Source organism: Lysinibacillus sp. FSL K6-0057 (assembly GCF_038630885.1).
Taxonomy (GTDB): domain Bacteria; phylum Bacillota; class Bacilli; order Bacillales_A; family Planococcaceae; genus Lysinibacillus; species Lysinibacillus fusiformis_F.
Genome location: NZ_CP152047.1, coordinates 4,828,793 through 4,844,676, shown reverse-complemented (window position 1 = coordinate 4,844,676; position 15,884 = coordinate 4,828,793). Strand labels below are relative to the sequence as shown.

General features: G+C 36.2%; 11 protein-coding genes and 1 pseudogene. All 12 read left to right on the top strand.

From position 1 onward, the window contains the following. Positions 1 to 15: 15 nt before the first annotated feature. Positions 16 to 852 carry a diadenylate cyclase CdaA gene (gene cdaA, locus MHB40_RS24195; protein ID WP_016995289.1) on the top strand — a complete coding sequence of 279 codons (837 nt, stop codon included), beginning with the start codon at positions 16 to 18 and terminating at the stop codon, positions 850 to 852. Further along, positions 845 to 1,921 carry a CdaR family protein gene (locus MHB40_RS24190; RefSeq protein WP_342442009.1) on the top strand — a complete coding sequence of 359 codons (1,077 nt, stop codon included), beginning with the start codon at positions 845 to 847 and terminating at the stop codon, positions 1,919 to 1,921. The genes cdaA and MHB40_RS24190 overlap by 8 nt, the downstream gene beginning before the upstream one ends. 224 nt (positions 1,922 to 2,145) lie before the next feature. Continuing rightward, positions 2,146 to 3,498, top strand: coding sequence for a phosphoglucosamine mutase (glmM, locus tag MHB40_RS24185; protein WP_342533595.1), 1,353 nt, complete (start codon positions 2,146 to 2,148; stop codon positions 3,496 to 3,498). 125 nt (positions 3,499 to 3,623) lie between these two features. Beyond that, positions 3,624 to 4,139 carry a type 1 glutamine amidotransferase domain-containing protein gene (locus MHB40_RS24180; protein WP_205446143.1) on the top strand — a complete coding sequence of 172 codons (516 nt, stop codon included), beginning with the start codon at positions 3,624 to 3,626 and terminating at the stop codon, positions 4,137 to 4,139. A 634-nt stretch (positions 4,140 to 4,773) separates the two neighbouring features. Further along, positions 4,774 to 6,576 carry a glutamine--fructose-6-phosphate transaminase (isomerizing) gene (glmS, locus tag MHB40_RS24175; RefSeq protein ID WP_342533594.1) on the top strand — a complete coding sequence of 601 codons (1,803 nt, stop codon included), beginning with the start codon at positions 4,774 to 4,776 and terminating at the stop codon, positions 6,574 to 6,576. Between the two features lie 154 nt (positions 6,577 to 6,730). Further along, positions 6,731 to 7,570, top strand: coding sequence for a TnsA endonuclease N-terminal domain-containing protein (locus tag MHB40_RS24170; protein ID WP_342442005.1), 840 nt, complete (start codon positions 6,731 to 6,733; stop codon positions 7,568 to 7,570). Beyond that, on the top strand, positions 7,567 to 9,723 hold the full coding sequence (locus tag MHB40_RS24165; protein ID WP_342533593.1) for a transposase: 2,157 nt from the start codon (positions 7,567 to 7,569) through the stop codon (positions 9,721 to 9,723). Before MHB40_RS24170 ends, MHB40_RS24165 begins: the two co-directional genes overlap by 4 nt. Next, positions 9,698 to 11,377, top strand: a pseudogene (locus tag MHB40_RS24160) (ATP-binding protein). The gene MHB40_RS24165 and the pseudogene MHB40_RS24160 overlap by 26 nt, the downstream one beginning before the upstream one ends. A gap of 141 nt (positions 11,378 to 11,518) precedes the next feature. After that, entirely contained in the window at positions 11,519 to 11,827 is a 309-nt protein-coding gene (locus MHB40_RS24155) for a hypothetical protein (RefSeq protein ID WP_342442002.1), read from the top strand. Positions 11,828 to 11,854: 27 nt separating this feature from the next. Further along, complete coding sequence (locus MHB40_RS24150) at positions 11,855 to 12,442, top strand: hypothetical protein (RefSeq protein WP_342442001.1); 588 nt, start codon at positions 11,855 to 11,857, stop codon at positions 12,440 to 12,442. Continuing rightward, positions 12,436 to 14,313 (top strand): TnsD family Tn7-like transposition protein, encoded by a 1,878-nt coding sequence (locus MHB40_RS24145; protein ID WP_342533592.1) that lies wholly within the window; start codon positions 12,436 to 12,438, stop codon positions 14,311 to 14,313. The genes MHB40_RS24150 and MHB40_RS24145 overlap by 7 nt, the downstream gene beginning before the upstream one ends. Beyond that, on the top strand, positions 14,294 to 15,850 hold the full coding sequence (locus MHB40_RS24140) for a Tn7-like element transposition protein TnsE (protein ID WP_342533591.1): 1,557 nt from the start codon (positions 14,294 to 14,296) through the stop codon (positions 15,848 to 15,850). Before MHB40_RS24145 ends, MHB40_RS24140 begins: the two co-directional genes overlap by 20 nt. Positions 15,851 to 15,884: the final 34 nt, after the last annotated feature.

Genomic DNA, 15,884 nt, shown 5'->3' with positions numbered 1-15,884 from the left:
AGTGGGGGATGCCACGTGCAAATTATCGAACATTTCACGGATTTAACGCCTGTGAATATTGTTATTAACTTCATTGATGTACTGCTCGTTTGGTACGTTGTTTATAAAGTCTTAACCCTCATTAAAGGTACGAAGGCTGTCCAATTACTTAAGGGAATATTCGTCATTATTATTGCGCGAATTGCAACAGACCTTTTAGGGTTACAAACACTTGGCTGGATGCTTCAACAAGTTATTGAATTTGGTTTCCTAGCGATTATTATCATTTTCCAACCGGAAATCAGACGTGGTTTAGAACAAATTGGGCGAGGAAAGCTATTCCAACGTTCATCTAGTCAAGAAGAAGAAGAACAAACAAGGCTTATTGAGGCTATGAAGAAATCTGTTAGTTATATGGCCAAACGTCGAATAGGTGCGTTAATTTCCATTGAAAAAGAAACAGGTCTTAATGAATATATTGAAACGGGTATAGGGCTAAATGCTGAAATTTCATCAGAATTACTGATAAATATTTTTATACCAAATACGCCGCTACATGATGGGGCGGTTATTATGCAAAAAGATAAAGTGACGGCAGCAGCTTGTTATTTACCTTTATCTGAAAGCCCATTTATTTCAAAAGAGTTAGGGACACGCCACCGTGCTGCTCTTGGCTTAAGTGAAGTCACAGATGCTATTACCATTGTTGTATCAGAAGAAACAGGTGCAATTAGCATAACATTAAATGGTAATCTCCATCGAAATCTTTCTCTAGAGGAGTTCGAAACATTATTACGAAAAATGTGGTTCGGATCAGCACAAGAATCAAATGCATCCTCTAAGTTGACTTGGAGGGGGAAAAAGAATGGATAAAATGATGGATAGCCCTTGGGTATTAAGAATCATCGCGCTATTTTTGGCATTTTTGCTTTTTTTCTCAGTTCGTACCGAGTTATCACCGTTAAATAAAGCTACCTCAAATGAACAAACGGATGTCATTCGCGATGTTCCAGTAGATGTTTATTATGATAATGAGAATCTTATTGTGACAGGTTTACCTGAAACCGTAGATGTAACGATAGAAGGTCCGATGGCATTGGTTTTAAAAGCAAAAGGGGCTAAGGATTTTTCTATATTTGCCGATTTAAGCAATTTATTGCTAGGAGAGCATGATGTCAAACTGCAATACGAAAATATTTCAAACAAGTTAAAGGTTACATTAGACCCTGCAACCGTTCATGTAAATATTGAGGAAAAGGTCACGCAGGAGTTCCGAGTGGACCCTGAAATGAACAATCGTCTAATCGAAGAAGGTTATATATTAAAAGATATGACAGCCAATCCACCAACTGTTTATGTAACGGGTGCAAAAAGTGCTATTGAAAGCATTAGCTATGTAAAAGCTACTGTTACAGGGGAGCAAGGCTTGAAGCAATCATTCTCGCAGGAAGCAGCGGTAAAAGTATTAGATCGAGATTTAAATAAGTTAGATGTGACTATTGACCCTGCAACTGTGAAGGTTCAAGTAGATATAGGGGAGTACAGTCGAGAGATCCCAGTTGTCCTCAAGGAAACAGGGCAAGCGGCGGAAGACATTATCATCAATTCATTAACATTTACACCGAAAATGATTAAAGTGTATGGTAGGAAATCAATTATTGACAGTTTAACGGCTATTCCAATAACAGTGGACCTGTCAAAAATTACTGAGTCCAAAACTTATGAATTTGATGTAAAATTACCAGATGGTGTGACAAAAATATCTGACAAGAAAATAAAAGTGAATGCAGATATTACAAAGGTTGAGCAAGAAGAACAACAGAAAACACCAGCTTCTACAGAGGAAACGCCACCTCCTACTGAAGAACCTGATGTGACAGATGAGAGCACTACAACTGATAAAAATACATCAACCGAAGAATCGGAAGATATTGATTCTTAAACAATATGTGACTATAATTTTATTTTGATTCTAAATCAAAAATCCAATCCAGGTTTGTCTTGAGTAGTAATTCAGGATTCATCAAACAAACTGACAGAGTGGAATATTAATAATTACCAATGAATGAATAAAAGCAGACTTTTCCAAAAGTAAGCGGACAAGTGTCTAATGCTTGATAGAAACTCATTAGGCGCGGTCTTGCATTGAAGGAGAGAATAAGTAGAATGGGTAAATATTTTGGAACAGATGGCGTCCGTGGCGTCGCGAATAGTGAATTAACACCAGAATTTGCATTTAAACTTGGACGTATAGGTGGCTATGTTTTAACAAAGGATGCAACTGAACGTCCAAAGGTTTTAATTGGTCGTGACACACGTATTTCAGGTGAGATGCTTGAAGGTGCACTTGTGGCTGGACTTTTATCAATTGGGGTAGAGGTAATGCGTCTTGGTATTATTTCAACACCAGGTGTGGCATATCTTACTCGAATTATGAGCGCAGATGCAGGCGTCATGATTTCAGCTTCACATAACCCAGTTGCTGATAATGGTATTAAATTTTTCGGTCCTGATGGCTTTAAGCTAACAGATGCCCAGGAAGCGGAAATTGAAGCGTTAATTGATGCGCAAGAGGACACATTACCACGTCCGATAGGAGCAGATTTAGGATCTGTAAGTGACTATTTCGAAGGTGGTCAAAAATATATTCAATACTTAAAGCAAACAGTGGATGAAGAATTTGATGGTATTCATGTAGCGCTTGATTGTGCACATGGTGCAACTTCATCATTAGCTACACATTTATTTGCTGATTTAGAAGCTGACATTTCTACAATGGGCGCTTCTCCAACAGGCTTAAATATTAATGCTGGTGTAGGCTCAACACATCCAGAAGGACTAGCTAAATTTGTTACCGAAAAAGATGCAGATGTTGGTTTAGCATTTGATGGCGATGGTGACCGTTTAATTGCTGTAGATGAAAACGGGAAAATTGTTGATGGTGACCAAATTATGTTTATCATTGGTAAGCATTTAAATGCGGTAGGACGATTGAAGAAGCAAACGATTGTTTCAACAGTAATGAGCAATATGGGCTTCTATAAAGCTGTGGCTGACAACGGGATGCAAAGTGTACAAACAGCTGTAGGTGATCGTTATGTTGTGGAAGAAATGCGTGCCAATGAATACAATTTAGGTGGCGAGCAATCAGGGCATATCGTCTTCCTAGATTTTAATACAACAGGTGATGGCTTACTGACAGGTATTCAGCTTGTCAACATTATGAAAGCGACGGGTAAAAAGCTTTCAGAACTTGCAGCTGAAATGAAAATCTACCCTCAGCGTCTTGTCAATGTGCGTGTAACAGATAAGCATGCTGTAACTGATAATGCGAAAGTCGCTGCAGTTATTTCAGAGGTAGAAGCTGAAATGGCTGGAAATGGTCGCGTTTTAGTACGTCCTTCAGGTACAGAGCCATTGGTACGTGTCATGGTCGAAGCGGCAACAGAAACAGATTGTGAGCGTTTTGTCGAGCGTATTGCGGATGTTGTACGTGCAGAAATGGGCTTAACAGAATAACAATATAGAAAACCCGATTTCCGTAAATAGGAAATTGGGTTTTACTTGTTTGAAAAGAATGTTTTAAATAAGCGAGATGGGGAACAGTAATTAGGAGTCACAATAACAAGGAGTGTTTTATTGATATGGCTAAAATTGCTACAGTTATAACAGATATGTTTGAGGACATTGAGTTTACAAGCCCTAAAAAGGCTTTAGAAGCAGCTGGACATCAGCTAGTAACAATTGATACAGAAGCGGGCAAGGAAGTTAAGGGCAAGCATGGAGAGTCAGTGAAAATTGATAAAGGCATTGATGAAGTAAAAGCTACTGATTACGATGCGCTATTTATTCCTGGTGGTTTTTCTCCTGATCTATTACGTGCGGATGATCGTGTAGTAGCATTTGCAAAGTCCTTTATGGATGAAATGAAGCCTACCTTTGCCATTTGTCATGGACCACAACTTCTTATTACAGCAAAGACATTAAATGGCCGTGATGCCACAGGCTATAAATCCATTCAAGTAGACTTAGAAAATGCAGGGGCAATCTTCCATGATGAAGAAGTATTTGTCTGTCAAAAGCAGCTTGTAACAAGTAGAACGCCAGACGATCTTCCAGCATTTAATAGAGAAATCGTTAAATTATTAGACAGTAAATAAAGGATAGGCACAAGCATCGTAATTGCTTGTGTCTTTTTTGTATGATCTATTGAATAACATTATATAGCTGTACAAAGCTAATCAAAGTACATGAGTATAACTTTGTCTACATATTTGTCACGAAAAAGCATTGGGACTAGGTGTTTTTTATAACGAAAATTTGACGGATAGCATATGATTGAGTATGATGGAGAAGTTGAAGATGAGGTCCGACCTTATCCTTTAACGAGCGCCCAAGGAGGGAAAGAAAGCGCAAAATCGGAAAACAATTATAGCGCCTGAGCTGAAGAAATCGGACGAAAAGATCTTCAGCAGACGAGGTGGAGGTTTATCGAAAATTCGGCGGATGCCTCCCAATCGACATACCCGATTGTCATTTTTCATTTTGAAAGCATTTGAGTGATTGAATGTACAGAAAATGGAGAAGGTATAGTAAAAGCAATAGATAAATAGAAGAAGCTTCACATATCGAAAATCTCTATTCAGTTGGCTGAGTGGAGTGAGTAGCTTGCATGTATAGGAGTGCTTTATTTTTTTATAAAAATAAAGCATCGCTTATCCATTCAAAAAAATTCGATAGGATGAGGCCTAGTTTGTCATTGCGTTAAATTGACAATATCGGAGGACGAGAATTATGTGTGGAATTGTAGGATATATTGGTGAATCAGATGCAAAGGAAATTTTATTAAAAGGTTTAGAAAAGCTTGAATACCGTGGTTATGACTCAGCGGGTATTGCAGTGCGTAATGAGGAAGGCGTAACGGTTTTCAAAGAAAAAGGGCGTATTGCAGATTTACGTGAGGCAGTAGACGAAGACATTGCAGCGAAAATTGGTATCGGTCATACACGTTGGGCAACACATGGTGTGCCAAACCGTTTAAATGCTCACCCACATCAAAGTGCATCAGGACGCTTTACACTTGTGCATAATGGGGTTATTGAAAACTATCATTTATTGCAAAAAACCTATTTAAAAGGCATTCCAATGAAATCTGATACAGATACAGAGGTTATTGTGCAATTAGTAGAGTTATTTGTGAAAGATGGTCTAAGCACAGCAGAAGCTTTCCGTAAAACGCTATCACTATTACATGGCTCTTATGCACTGGCACTATTAGATGCAGAAGCGGCAGATACAATCTTTGTAGCAAAAAACAAATCACCACTTCTAGTTGGGATTGGAGAAGGTTTCAATGTTGTTGCGTCAGATGCAATGGCGATGCTACAGGTAACAGATCAATACGTAGAGCTTCACGATAAAGAAGTAGTTATCGTACACAAAGCAAGTGTGGAAATTACAAAATTAGATGGTACTGTAGTAGAGCGTGCGCCTTATACGGCGGAGCTTGATATGAGTGATATTGAAAAAGGGACATATCCTCACTATATGTTAAAAGAAATGGATGAACAGCCTACAGTTATTCGTAAAATCATTCAGGCATATGAAGGGGACAATGGCGATTTAACAATTGATGCGGAGATTTTAGAAGCATTACGAGCAGCAGATCGTTTATATATTATTGCGGCGGGCACAAGCTATCATGCCGGTCTTATCGGTAAACAATATTTCGAAAAAATGGCGGGTATCCCAGTAGAAGTTCATATTTCTAGTGAATTCGGCTACAACATACCATTACTTTCAGAAAGACCATTATTTATCTTCATTACACAATCAGGTGAAACAGCAGATAGTCGTCAAGTACTTGTAAAAATTAAAGAGCTTGGCTATCCAACATTAACGATTACAAATGTACCTGGCTCTACGCTATCACGTGAAGCAGATCATACATTGTTATTACACGCAGGTCCAGAGATTGCAGTAGCTTCTACAAAAGCCTATGTTGCACAAGTAGCAGTACTTGCATTAGCAGCCTATGTAACGGCAAAGGCAAATGGCAAAGGCTTAGAATTTGATTTAAAACAAGAGCTTGCGATTGCCGCTAATGGCATCCAAACAATTATCGATTCAAAAGATGTGTTAGAAGACATCGCAGAAGATTACTTAAAAATCGCACGCAATGCATTCTTCATTGGCCGTAATATGGACTTCTATGTCAGCCTTGAAGGTGCCTTAAAATTGAAAGAAATCTCTTACATCCAAGCAGAGGGCTTTGCTGGTGGAGAACTGAAGCACGGAACAATTGCCTTAATCGAAGAAGGTACACCAGTGTTTGCGCTTGTCACACAAGCATCAGTAGGGTTAAATATCCGTGGTAATGTCAAAGAAGTAGCAGCTCGTGGTGCCTATCCATGTATTATCGCGATGGCTGGCATTGATGAAGATGGTGATCGTTTAGTCATTCCACATGTTCACGAATTACTAACACCACTTGTATCAGTAGTACCTTTACAATTAATTAGCTACTATGCTGCACTACATCGCCGCTGTGACGTGGATAAACCACGTAACCTAGCTAAATCGGTGACTGTTGAGTAAGAATAGAATATGAAGAATTATTGTATTGTAGCTTTGAAATAAAGTTGCGATGTTTATAAAAAAGTTAAGATGTTTAAAATAAAGTCGCGACGGTTGTAAAAAATTTGCGATGAAATGCCCCTTTAGATTATATTTGTCTAAAGGGATGTTTTTTATGTCTAAACGAGCAAGAACATCTAAAATCGAAAAATGGATTAAAGAAGGTCGAGGTTCTGGTATAGGGGCTGATTATAAACCTTGGTTAAATATTCAAGATGTTTCCTCATTGGGAAGGTCCACACGTTTAAGAGGCATTAAAACTAATAGACAACATGAGTTTTTATCGGATTTGGAACGAAACTACTTTTATTTAACTGAATATTCTAATTTCGTTATTGATATTCGAGAGCAATTTCCTTTATTACCGTTGGAAGAAACAATTGTCATTGCAGATGAGTTAGGTATTAAACATCCTACAGACCCAAAAACACATGAGCCAGTTGTAATGACAACGGATTTTTTATTAACAATAGATAAAGGCGAGGGATTAGTAGAACTTGCTAGAACAATCAAAATAAAAGATGAGCTTTTGAAAGAGCGGGTTATTGAGAAGTTTGAGATTGAAAGAGTTTATTGGGAGATAAGACAAATTGATTGGGGCATTGTAACGGAGCTAGAAATACCTAAAGAAATGGCGAGAAATATTAGCTATATTCATGATTACTACAGTCTTGAGCATTATGACGCTTTTCAAAGCTTAAATGATCAGTATATCGAAGACTTGTCTATGGCATTATTACAACGTCTTTTAACGAATGATGAAAGCGTAAGAGCTATTACAAGTGAATTTGATAAGGACACGCATATGCCTTTAGGGAGTGGGATAACACTGTTTTATCATTTACTCGCAACGAAAACGATTCGAGTAGATATGTTGGAGCCATTAAATGTGGAGCAACCAATTGTCATTGAGTCCATCGATGAAAGTAAGTTGAAGAAGGTGAAATATGGATGATTTATATTAACCAAGTATTACAGTATACTGCTGATTTGCAACGTATTCGGATCATTGAGATAGAGGAATCTTATGTCTATGTCGTAAATATTGATACAACGAGTGCTATGCCCAAAAGAGAATTATATAGCAACTTAGAATTAGAACTTATAGAGGGACAGTTACTCATCGTAGCGGATCCCTTTGCTAGAGCAATTCCAGATAGCGAATTAACGTCTGTACAAAAAAATAAACGTGATGAAGATTGGGAAATGGTCGAAAAGTATTTGCTCCCAAATATGAATGAGCTTTTGAAGAAAAAAGGACGCGAAGCAAAAATTATTGAAATTTCAGTACAGAGTGGTTTAGGAAAAACGAAGGTGAAAAAATTACTCAGCCGTTATTGGCAGCGTGGGATGAATAAAAATGCGATGCTCCCCGATTATGCAAATTCAGGTGGTCGAGGTAAGACAAAAAAGTTGAGTGATGAAAAAGTAGGGCGTCCACGTAGGGTGACAGTTAATGGAGAATATCGAAGCGGCATTAACATTACAGATGAGATTAAAACACAATTTGAACACGCGATAAATAAATATTACCGTAAAGCAAATAATTATTCGTTAAAGGATGTATATGAATTTATTTTGCGGGACTTTTACTCAGACCGCTATAAAGAAAATGGAGAAATCTATTACCGCATTTGGGAGCCGAATCGAATTCCGTCATACCACCAGTTTTATTACTGGTTTAAGAAATTAGAGGATCCTAAGAAGGACATCGAGTTTCGCAAAAGTGCAAAAGAATATGAGCTAAAGTATCGTCCGTTATTAAGTAATTCTAAAGTTGAAACAAATGGACCAGGCACACGTTTTCAAATTGACGCAACGATTGCAGATATTTATTTAGTGAGTTCTTTTGATGTAAATCGAATTATTGGTAGACCTGTAGTTTATGCGATTGTTGATGTTTATTCGCGCATTATTACAGGTATTTATGTAGGTTTAGAAGGACCTTCGTGGTTGGGAGCGATGATGGCTCTAGATAACATGGTTGCCGATAAAGTAGCATTTTGTAAGCAATATGACATCGATATTACAGATGAGCAATGGCCAACTCATCATTTACCAGAGATTATCATTGCAGACAGAGGTGAATTTGAAGGTTACGCAGTAGAAGGAATCATTAATAACTTAAATATTAAAATCGAAAACACAACAGCATACCGAGGCGATTTAAAGGGGATTGTAGAACGCAAATTCCGCACCATTAACGGCAAAGTGAAGCAAAAAGCCCCTGGTGCTATTCAAAAAGAATACAGAGAGCGTGGAGACAGAGATTACAGATTAGATGCTACGTTAAACTTAAAAGAGTTTACAGCGCTCATCATTACGCTAGTTTTGCAGCACAACCATAAAATTATTGATAAGTACCCAATGGAAAAAGAAATGATTACGGATGGAATTGTGCCAACGCCAATTAACTTATGGAACTGGGGCATTCAAAATCGTAAAGGGCGTCTTCGAACTGTGGACCGAGATATTTTACGATTAAATGTATTGCCTCGTGATAGAGCAACTATTTCACGAGCAGGCATTAAGTTTAAAAACTTACTATACGGTTCGAAACGAGCGATTGAAGAACAGTGGTATGCAAAGTTGAAAAATAAAAGTATTGATATTGTTTATGATCCGCGTCATTTAGAAAAAATTTATATCCCGAATGATAATGGAATGGATTACGAAACATGTATATTGCTAGAGCCAAGCCAGCAATACAAACTTGATTTTTTAGAAGATGTTGTGTTCCAGCAACAACTAAGAAATGAGCTAGAAGAAGAGGAACGAGCGAAGCAAATACAGCTAACAATTAATGCAGATACAATGATGGAGCAAATTATTAAAGCAGCGGAGAAAAAGAAAAAACAGGCACAGCATCAACCAAAAAGCAAAAAAGAAAAGCTCGATGCTATTCGAGATAATAAAACGATTGAAAAAGCCGCTAATCGTGAAGAAGAAAAATTTGATTTAGCCCCTATTGTCGCGGAGCAACCGGCAGAAATTATTGACTTTGCATCGCATACAAAGTTAGAACAGCAGCCAGAAAAGAAAACATCTTCACGCTTGATGGAAAAACTAAAACGGAAGCGAGATGAGCAGTTTGGAAAAGATGAATAATGTCGTTTTAAAAGGCGATGTAGAAGTAGCAAACTATAAGCCACAACAACTGACAGAATATGCTCAAAATCCGTTCATCGAAGCGCTCCCTCCTATTTTTAGTGAAGATGATGTATTGGACCGCTTTATGGTAACACCACGTATTAGCGAGCAAGATAAGCAAAGTGAAACGAACATTCGCTATCACGTACTAAAGCGAGTAAAAAACTTCATTCAGCCATTACCAATTCATTTTGAAGTAGAACGTCGTTTATCAACATTAATCCGTAGAGGTTATTTAGCACGTAATCCATTAGATAAATCATTCCTTGAACGAATTCGAGTGTTACACCACTTACGCGAAGATGAAGAACAGGCACACAAATATATTGATGAACGATTGAATCATATTCGCTCAACGGCAGACAGTTTATCCATTATAGGCATTTCAGGTATCGGTAAAACAACAGCGATTGAACGTTTGTTGTTAATGTATCCACAAGTGATTAAACACCAAACGTATGAAGAGCAGCCTTTTAATAATACACAAATCGTTTGGCTCAAAATTGATTGTCCTTACGATGGTAGCCTTTCAACATTATGCAAAAGCTTTTTTAAAGCAATTGATGATTTATTAGGGACGCGCTATTTAGAGAAGTTTGGCTATTTAAATCGTGTTACTTCAACAATGCTATTGCATATGACCTCATTAGCAAGCATGTACGGTATTGGTTGGTGTACTTGTGATTGATGAGATTCAACACTTACTACATGCGAAAAATGATCAAGAAGAAATGCTGAATTTCTTTGTAACACTTTCAAATACTGTCGGGATTCCAACTGTTTTAATTGGAACATCCAAAGCCCAGCAATTATTTAAAGGCAACTTCCGTCAAGCAAGACGCGCGGCGAGTGATGGTGCAATTATTTGGGATCGGATGGATGAGCAAAGTGAAGAATGGGAATTCTTTTTAGAAACGTTATGGGAGTTGCAATGCCTAAAAATACGCTCACCGCTTACAGAAGACGTTAAAAAGACATTTTACGAGGAATGCCAAGGGATAACGTCTGTAGCCGTAAACCTCTTTATACTGGCTCAGGAACGGGCGTTGTTTGATGAAAATAATGAAGATGAAATTATTACATCCAAAGTGCTTAAGCAGACAGCAAAAAAGGATATGAAAATTATCCAGCCGATGTTAAATGCCATTCGTAATAATGACTTTGCAGCGATGTATAAGTACGAGGATATTATGATTAATTTAGATGAGTTGATGATGAATCATAAGAGGAATACGCAGTATGAAGGGAAAGTTAAGGCTGCGATGCGGGAACGACAAAAATCGAATGAGTACAAGCGTATAGAACTAATAGAAACAATTAATTTTGAAATTAATGCATTAGGGATTTTTTCTACATTATCTTCAAAAGAAATTAATAATGTGATTAAAAAATTGTAGAGTCTACTGCTTTAAATATAGACTCCATCTCCTTAAAACAACAAATTATTGAGGAATTATTAGTTTTAAGTAAAAAGAGAGAAACAGGGGGGGTTACTTCTACGGGAACGGTATTGTTAGAATTGCATAAGAAAGCTAGAAACCAAAAAGTTCATATTTATAAGGTCTTCAGAGAGAATAATTTTATAAAAGATACCATACAAGAAATGTACTGAAAAAAGCGGTAATCAATCCGCTTTTTTTATTGACAAAAAAAGTTGGGAGTTATAAAGTTTTCATATATAAAACATTATTAGTTTTTAATTCCCGAATAAAAAAACTTTTGTTTTGAATAACTTATAGAAAAGAGATTGAAAATGAGTGTTAAACAATCTAAAAAGTTTTATGCTACTAGAATAGACCATGAATTATTACTGAGATGTGCAGAAAATAAAAATTTAAGCAAGAAGGCGTATCGAGTATTACTTTATTTGTTTTCAGTAGCTAATTCCCAAGATTTTGTAGAGGTTAGTCAAAAAGAAATTGTTATGAAAATTGATATGGATAAGACATCAGTTTCTTTAGCATTAAAGAACTTAAAAGAAGAAGGTATTATTTATCACTTTCCTTATGGGCAAAGTATTAAATTTGTTGAAGAAGATACTGAAGATGAGTTCTTTTACTAAAATAAATGAAAGTGAGTGATTGATTTTATGGTTAGTTCATTAGAAGAGAAAAGAATAAAGGATAGTCATCATGAATTACGGAATATTAGATTGAAACATGGAATTACTAAAAAAACAGATTTAGAGGAAGTGTTAAGTAGTTATTTGAATGGTAATTATAGACTAGCTTTTTTAGGAGCCTACATTTATTTGATCACACCTATAGCTATAAATTCGAAAAGACTATACAAAAATAAAAATAAAAGAAAATTTGACAAAAAAGAAGACCCATATAAATTTAATTTAATTAAAGCTTTGGAAGAATGTACATTTCTTAACTCAAAAGTTAAGGAGGAACTTGGACAATATCATGAGATACACTTAAAATCATTAAAAAATAATAAAAATTTTATAAAAAATTTATCCCTCTCTCGAATTAGAAATATTACAGTACATCCAGAAGATGACTTGCATAAGTTGTTGAAGGAACAGTTGGATTATAAAAAATTCACACTTTTATTACTACAATTAGCCCCAGTAGTTCATAGGGAGTACCAAAACTATTTTAATAGTAATAATGGTAAACTAAAACGCAAATCAAGAGAAAAGCAGCTTTATCTTGAAAGAATTTGTTAGAAATCTTAGTTGGAGGAACTAAAAAAGTGCTACCTTTCTTCACAAACCCATATCCGAATGAATTGTTGTATTCAGCCATTGCGCGTTACCACTTTTATAGTGGGAATCTTGATTGTAAAGATACGTTGGAAGAGTTGTTTGGCAGTCGTTGTGTGATACCGAGTGTGGAGATTGGTAGTTATTTTTCTGTTCTGGCGGAAAAGTTAGGTCCGCACTACTCGGTGGAATCGCTTTTAGCCAATCATACCATTTATCCATACTATGCTTCGTTTTTATCGAAAGCGCGGCAACAGGAAATTTTGCAGGATGTATTACAAGATGGACAGGCACTATATGCAAGACTTGGCATGATAGCAGGTAGCGTTTGTAAAAAAGATGGCTTATATTATTGTGCTGAATGTGCAAAAGAGGACAATGCAAAGTACGGAGAGCCATACATTCATAGGGAGCATCAGCTTCAAGGTAGTGATTATTGTCCACATCATGAAGTGCCGTTACGTAAATATCCAACCGTATCGGATAGTCGGATACAATACATTCGATTTGAATTGAAGCATATGAATTTAACAGCTATTTATGACGTTGATCCGTATCAAGAAATAGCTGTAACAATAGCAAAGCAAGCCTACCAATTATTGCAGTTACCATTGCATAGGCTTTCAAGAGAAGTCGTCACATCAAAGTACCGAGCATTATTAAGAGAGCAAAATTTAATAACAGCCTCTAATCGTATTCGACAAAAAGAGCTGTACCAAGCAGTAAGTTCACATTTTACCAACAGCTTTTTACAGCGTTATGAAAGTGAGCTAGATGAGGCGTATGAATACAATTGGTTGAAGGTGTTATTACGAAATAGTAAACGTCATGTTCATCCATTGCGTCATTTATTTTTATTGCATTTTTTACAACAAGATATAGAGCGTTTAATAACAGCTTCAACAGATAAAGGGGCATTCGGTTCTGGTCCATTTCCTTGTTTAAATAAGGCTGCATCACATTATAAGCAGTTGGTTATTCAGGATGTAGACGTAACAAGGGATTTTAAAACGAAAAATTTAATTGGTACATTTACATGTTCATGTGGGTTTATTTATGCAAGAAAACATACAACGGATATTTTTAAAATAGGACGAGTAAAGGCTTTTGGAGAAGTTTGGCTACAAAGATTAAACGAACTAGCGAATGAAAAACTAAGCATCCGAGCTATGGCTAGAGAATTAGGCGTAGATTCGAAAACAATTAAAAGGAATTTAAATGGAAATGTCGAATTGAAACACTGTAAGGATTCTAGAGAAGCAGAAGCCAAACTGGCATTATATAAAAATGAATTGCTGGATGGTATAAAACAATTTCCGTCTTTTTCAAGAACTGAGTTGAGACAGCAATTTGAGAAGCAATATATTTATCTATATCGCCATGATAGGGCTTGGTTAGAAGCAAATTTACCAGAGAGACAACTGAAGCAAAAACCAACGAAGTTTGTTGATTGGACGAGGCGAGACCAACAGTATGTAAAACAAATAAAGTTACTGTATAAGGAGTTGTTGCAACAGGAAAAACCTGTACGCATAACAACTACAACATTAGGTAAGCGTTTAGGGATATTAGCTAACTTGGAACTTCATTTAAATAAGCTTCCTCAAACGAAACAGCTACTACAGGAAATCACAGAATCTGTGCAACAGTTTCAATTACGTCGTTGCTACAAAATCATCGATGAACTACTACAAAATAACGAGCCAATAATTTTATGGCAAGTGCAACGAGTAGCAGCAATTAAATCACATCATTTTCATGAAATAAAACCTATATTAGAGCGTTATATAGCGATGAAACAGGAAGTGACGAACGATGAGCGAACAACCAGTTAAACTACAGCATTGGCCTTTCAATAAAGAAGAGCAAGCACAATTAATTTGGATTAGCTCTCCTTTTTGGCATGAGAAAAAAATAATGATTTATGTTTATTTTAGAGCAAACGGCAAGACTGAGAAAGTTTTAGCGGATTGGGGTACACTTCCAGCTTTAGCTATTCAGCATTATTATATGGGTGGGGACATTACAAAAAGTATTCCCCCTCAAGGTATCAACGAAATAGAGCTAACGATTTATCCAAATAGTGTGTCTACCCATGAGCGAAATTGGCAAGTGCAAGGTACTAATGATAAAGATGTATCGAGAAGTTTTGGTGTTAAGCAAGGAAATAAATATTACACATTGCCTGTAATAGAAGTAGTTCGTAGTATTCTAGCACCAAATCGCTTTTTACTTTACCGACTTTTTGAAATGAATTCATTTCCGCAATATTTTATTGAAAATTATTACCCAGACAAAATTCATTTAGATTTTTCATCACTCTATAATATTAAATATACAAAAACAACTTTCTTATATCAGCTTGTATGGCTAATTACAAATCGCGATTTAAGAAACGTATTTGAAAATGTTGCTTATACGTTTAATCAAAAAGGAACTCTAAAGTTTGATTGGTCTTTTACAAACTCAATTACGATTAGAGCTATCGTAAAACCGAATGCTATTGGTGGTACTGTGTTACGAGTGATAAGCGTAAAAAACAAACAGATTCCGTACAAAGAAATTACATACGAACATCCAGAAATAGCTCAATCTACTAAAGCAAATGAGCCGAAGAAATATACATTACAGACTAAAAAGAATTTAACTGGTCAGCAAGATGAAATAATTTTGGATGAAGAAATCAAGGGTACAACAGATGATTTTGATGTCATTGAAATGGACAATCAAATGCATGAATATATCGAAATGCCGAAAGTGACTAAAATCCCCCGTAGGACTAATAAAAAGCGTGAATTTGAAAATGAAAATACGAAGAAGAGATTTATTAATGCTGACAGCAAACGATCCACAGCAGATGTAGGAGGAAATCAAGTTGCTAGAGGATTGGAGCAACAGTCGTTAATCGATATTCAAATTGAAGGCGAGCTAGGCGAGTTTATAAAAGTAATGCGAGTGCTGCAAGATTTTCCAGAATTACAATCTATCAACATTATTCAAGGTAGTTTGAAAGAGTTTTCTGATACGAAACGTTTTGTTTATTTGAGTGATGGTTTGATGGAGAGGAAGTATGTGATTGCAGAAGTGAGGTTATTCTCAGGAAAGGTCGTTAATGTGATAGAAGTTGAAAGAGAAGAAAAAGCAATTTCAACTTTCATTTATTTTTCTAATAGACTTGAGGATAAACTGTACGAACTAAATGTAATACTCAAAGGTTTAATAGATAACAATGGTGTATGGGATAAGGCACAGTTAAGTTATAAGCGGATAAATTATTTAACTTTGAGACATGGGAAAAAGCAAAAAAATCACAGAGCAAAATTATTAGAGAGGAAAATAGAGGAATTATCTCGTGTGTGTGTATTAAATTAGATAATTGGAATATAATTGAATTTTGGTTAATAAA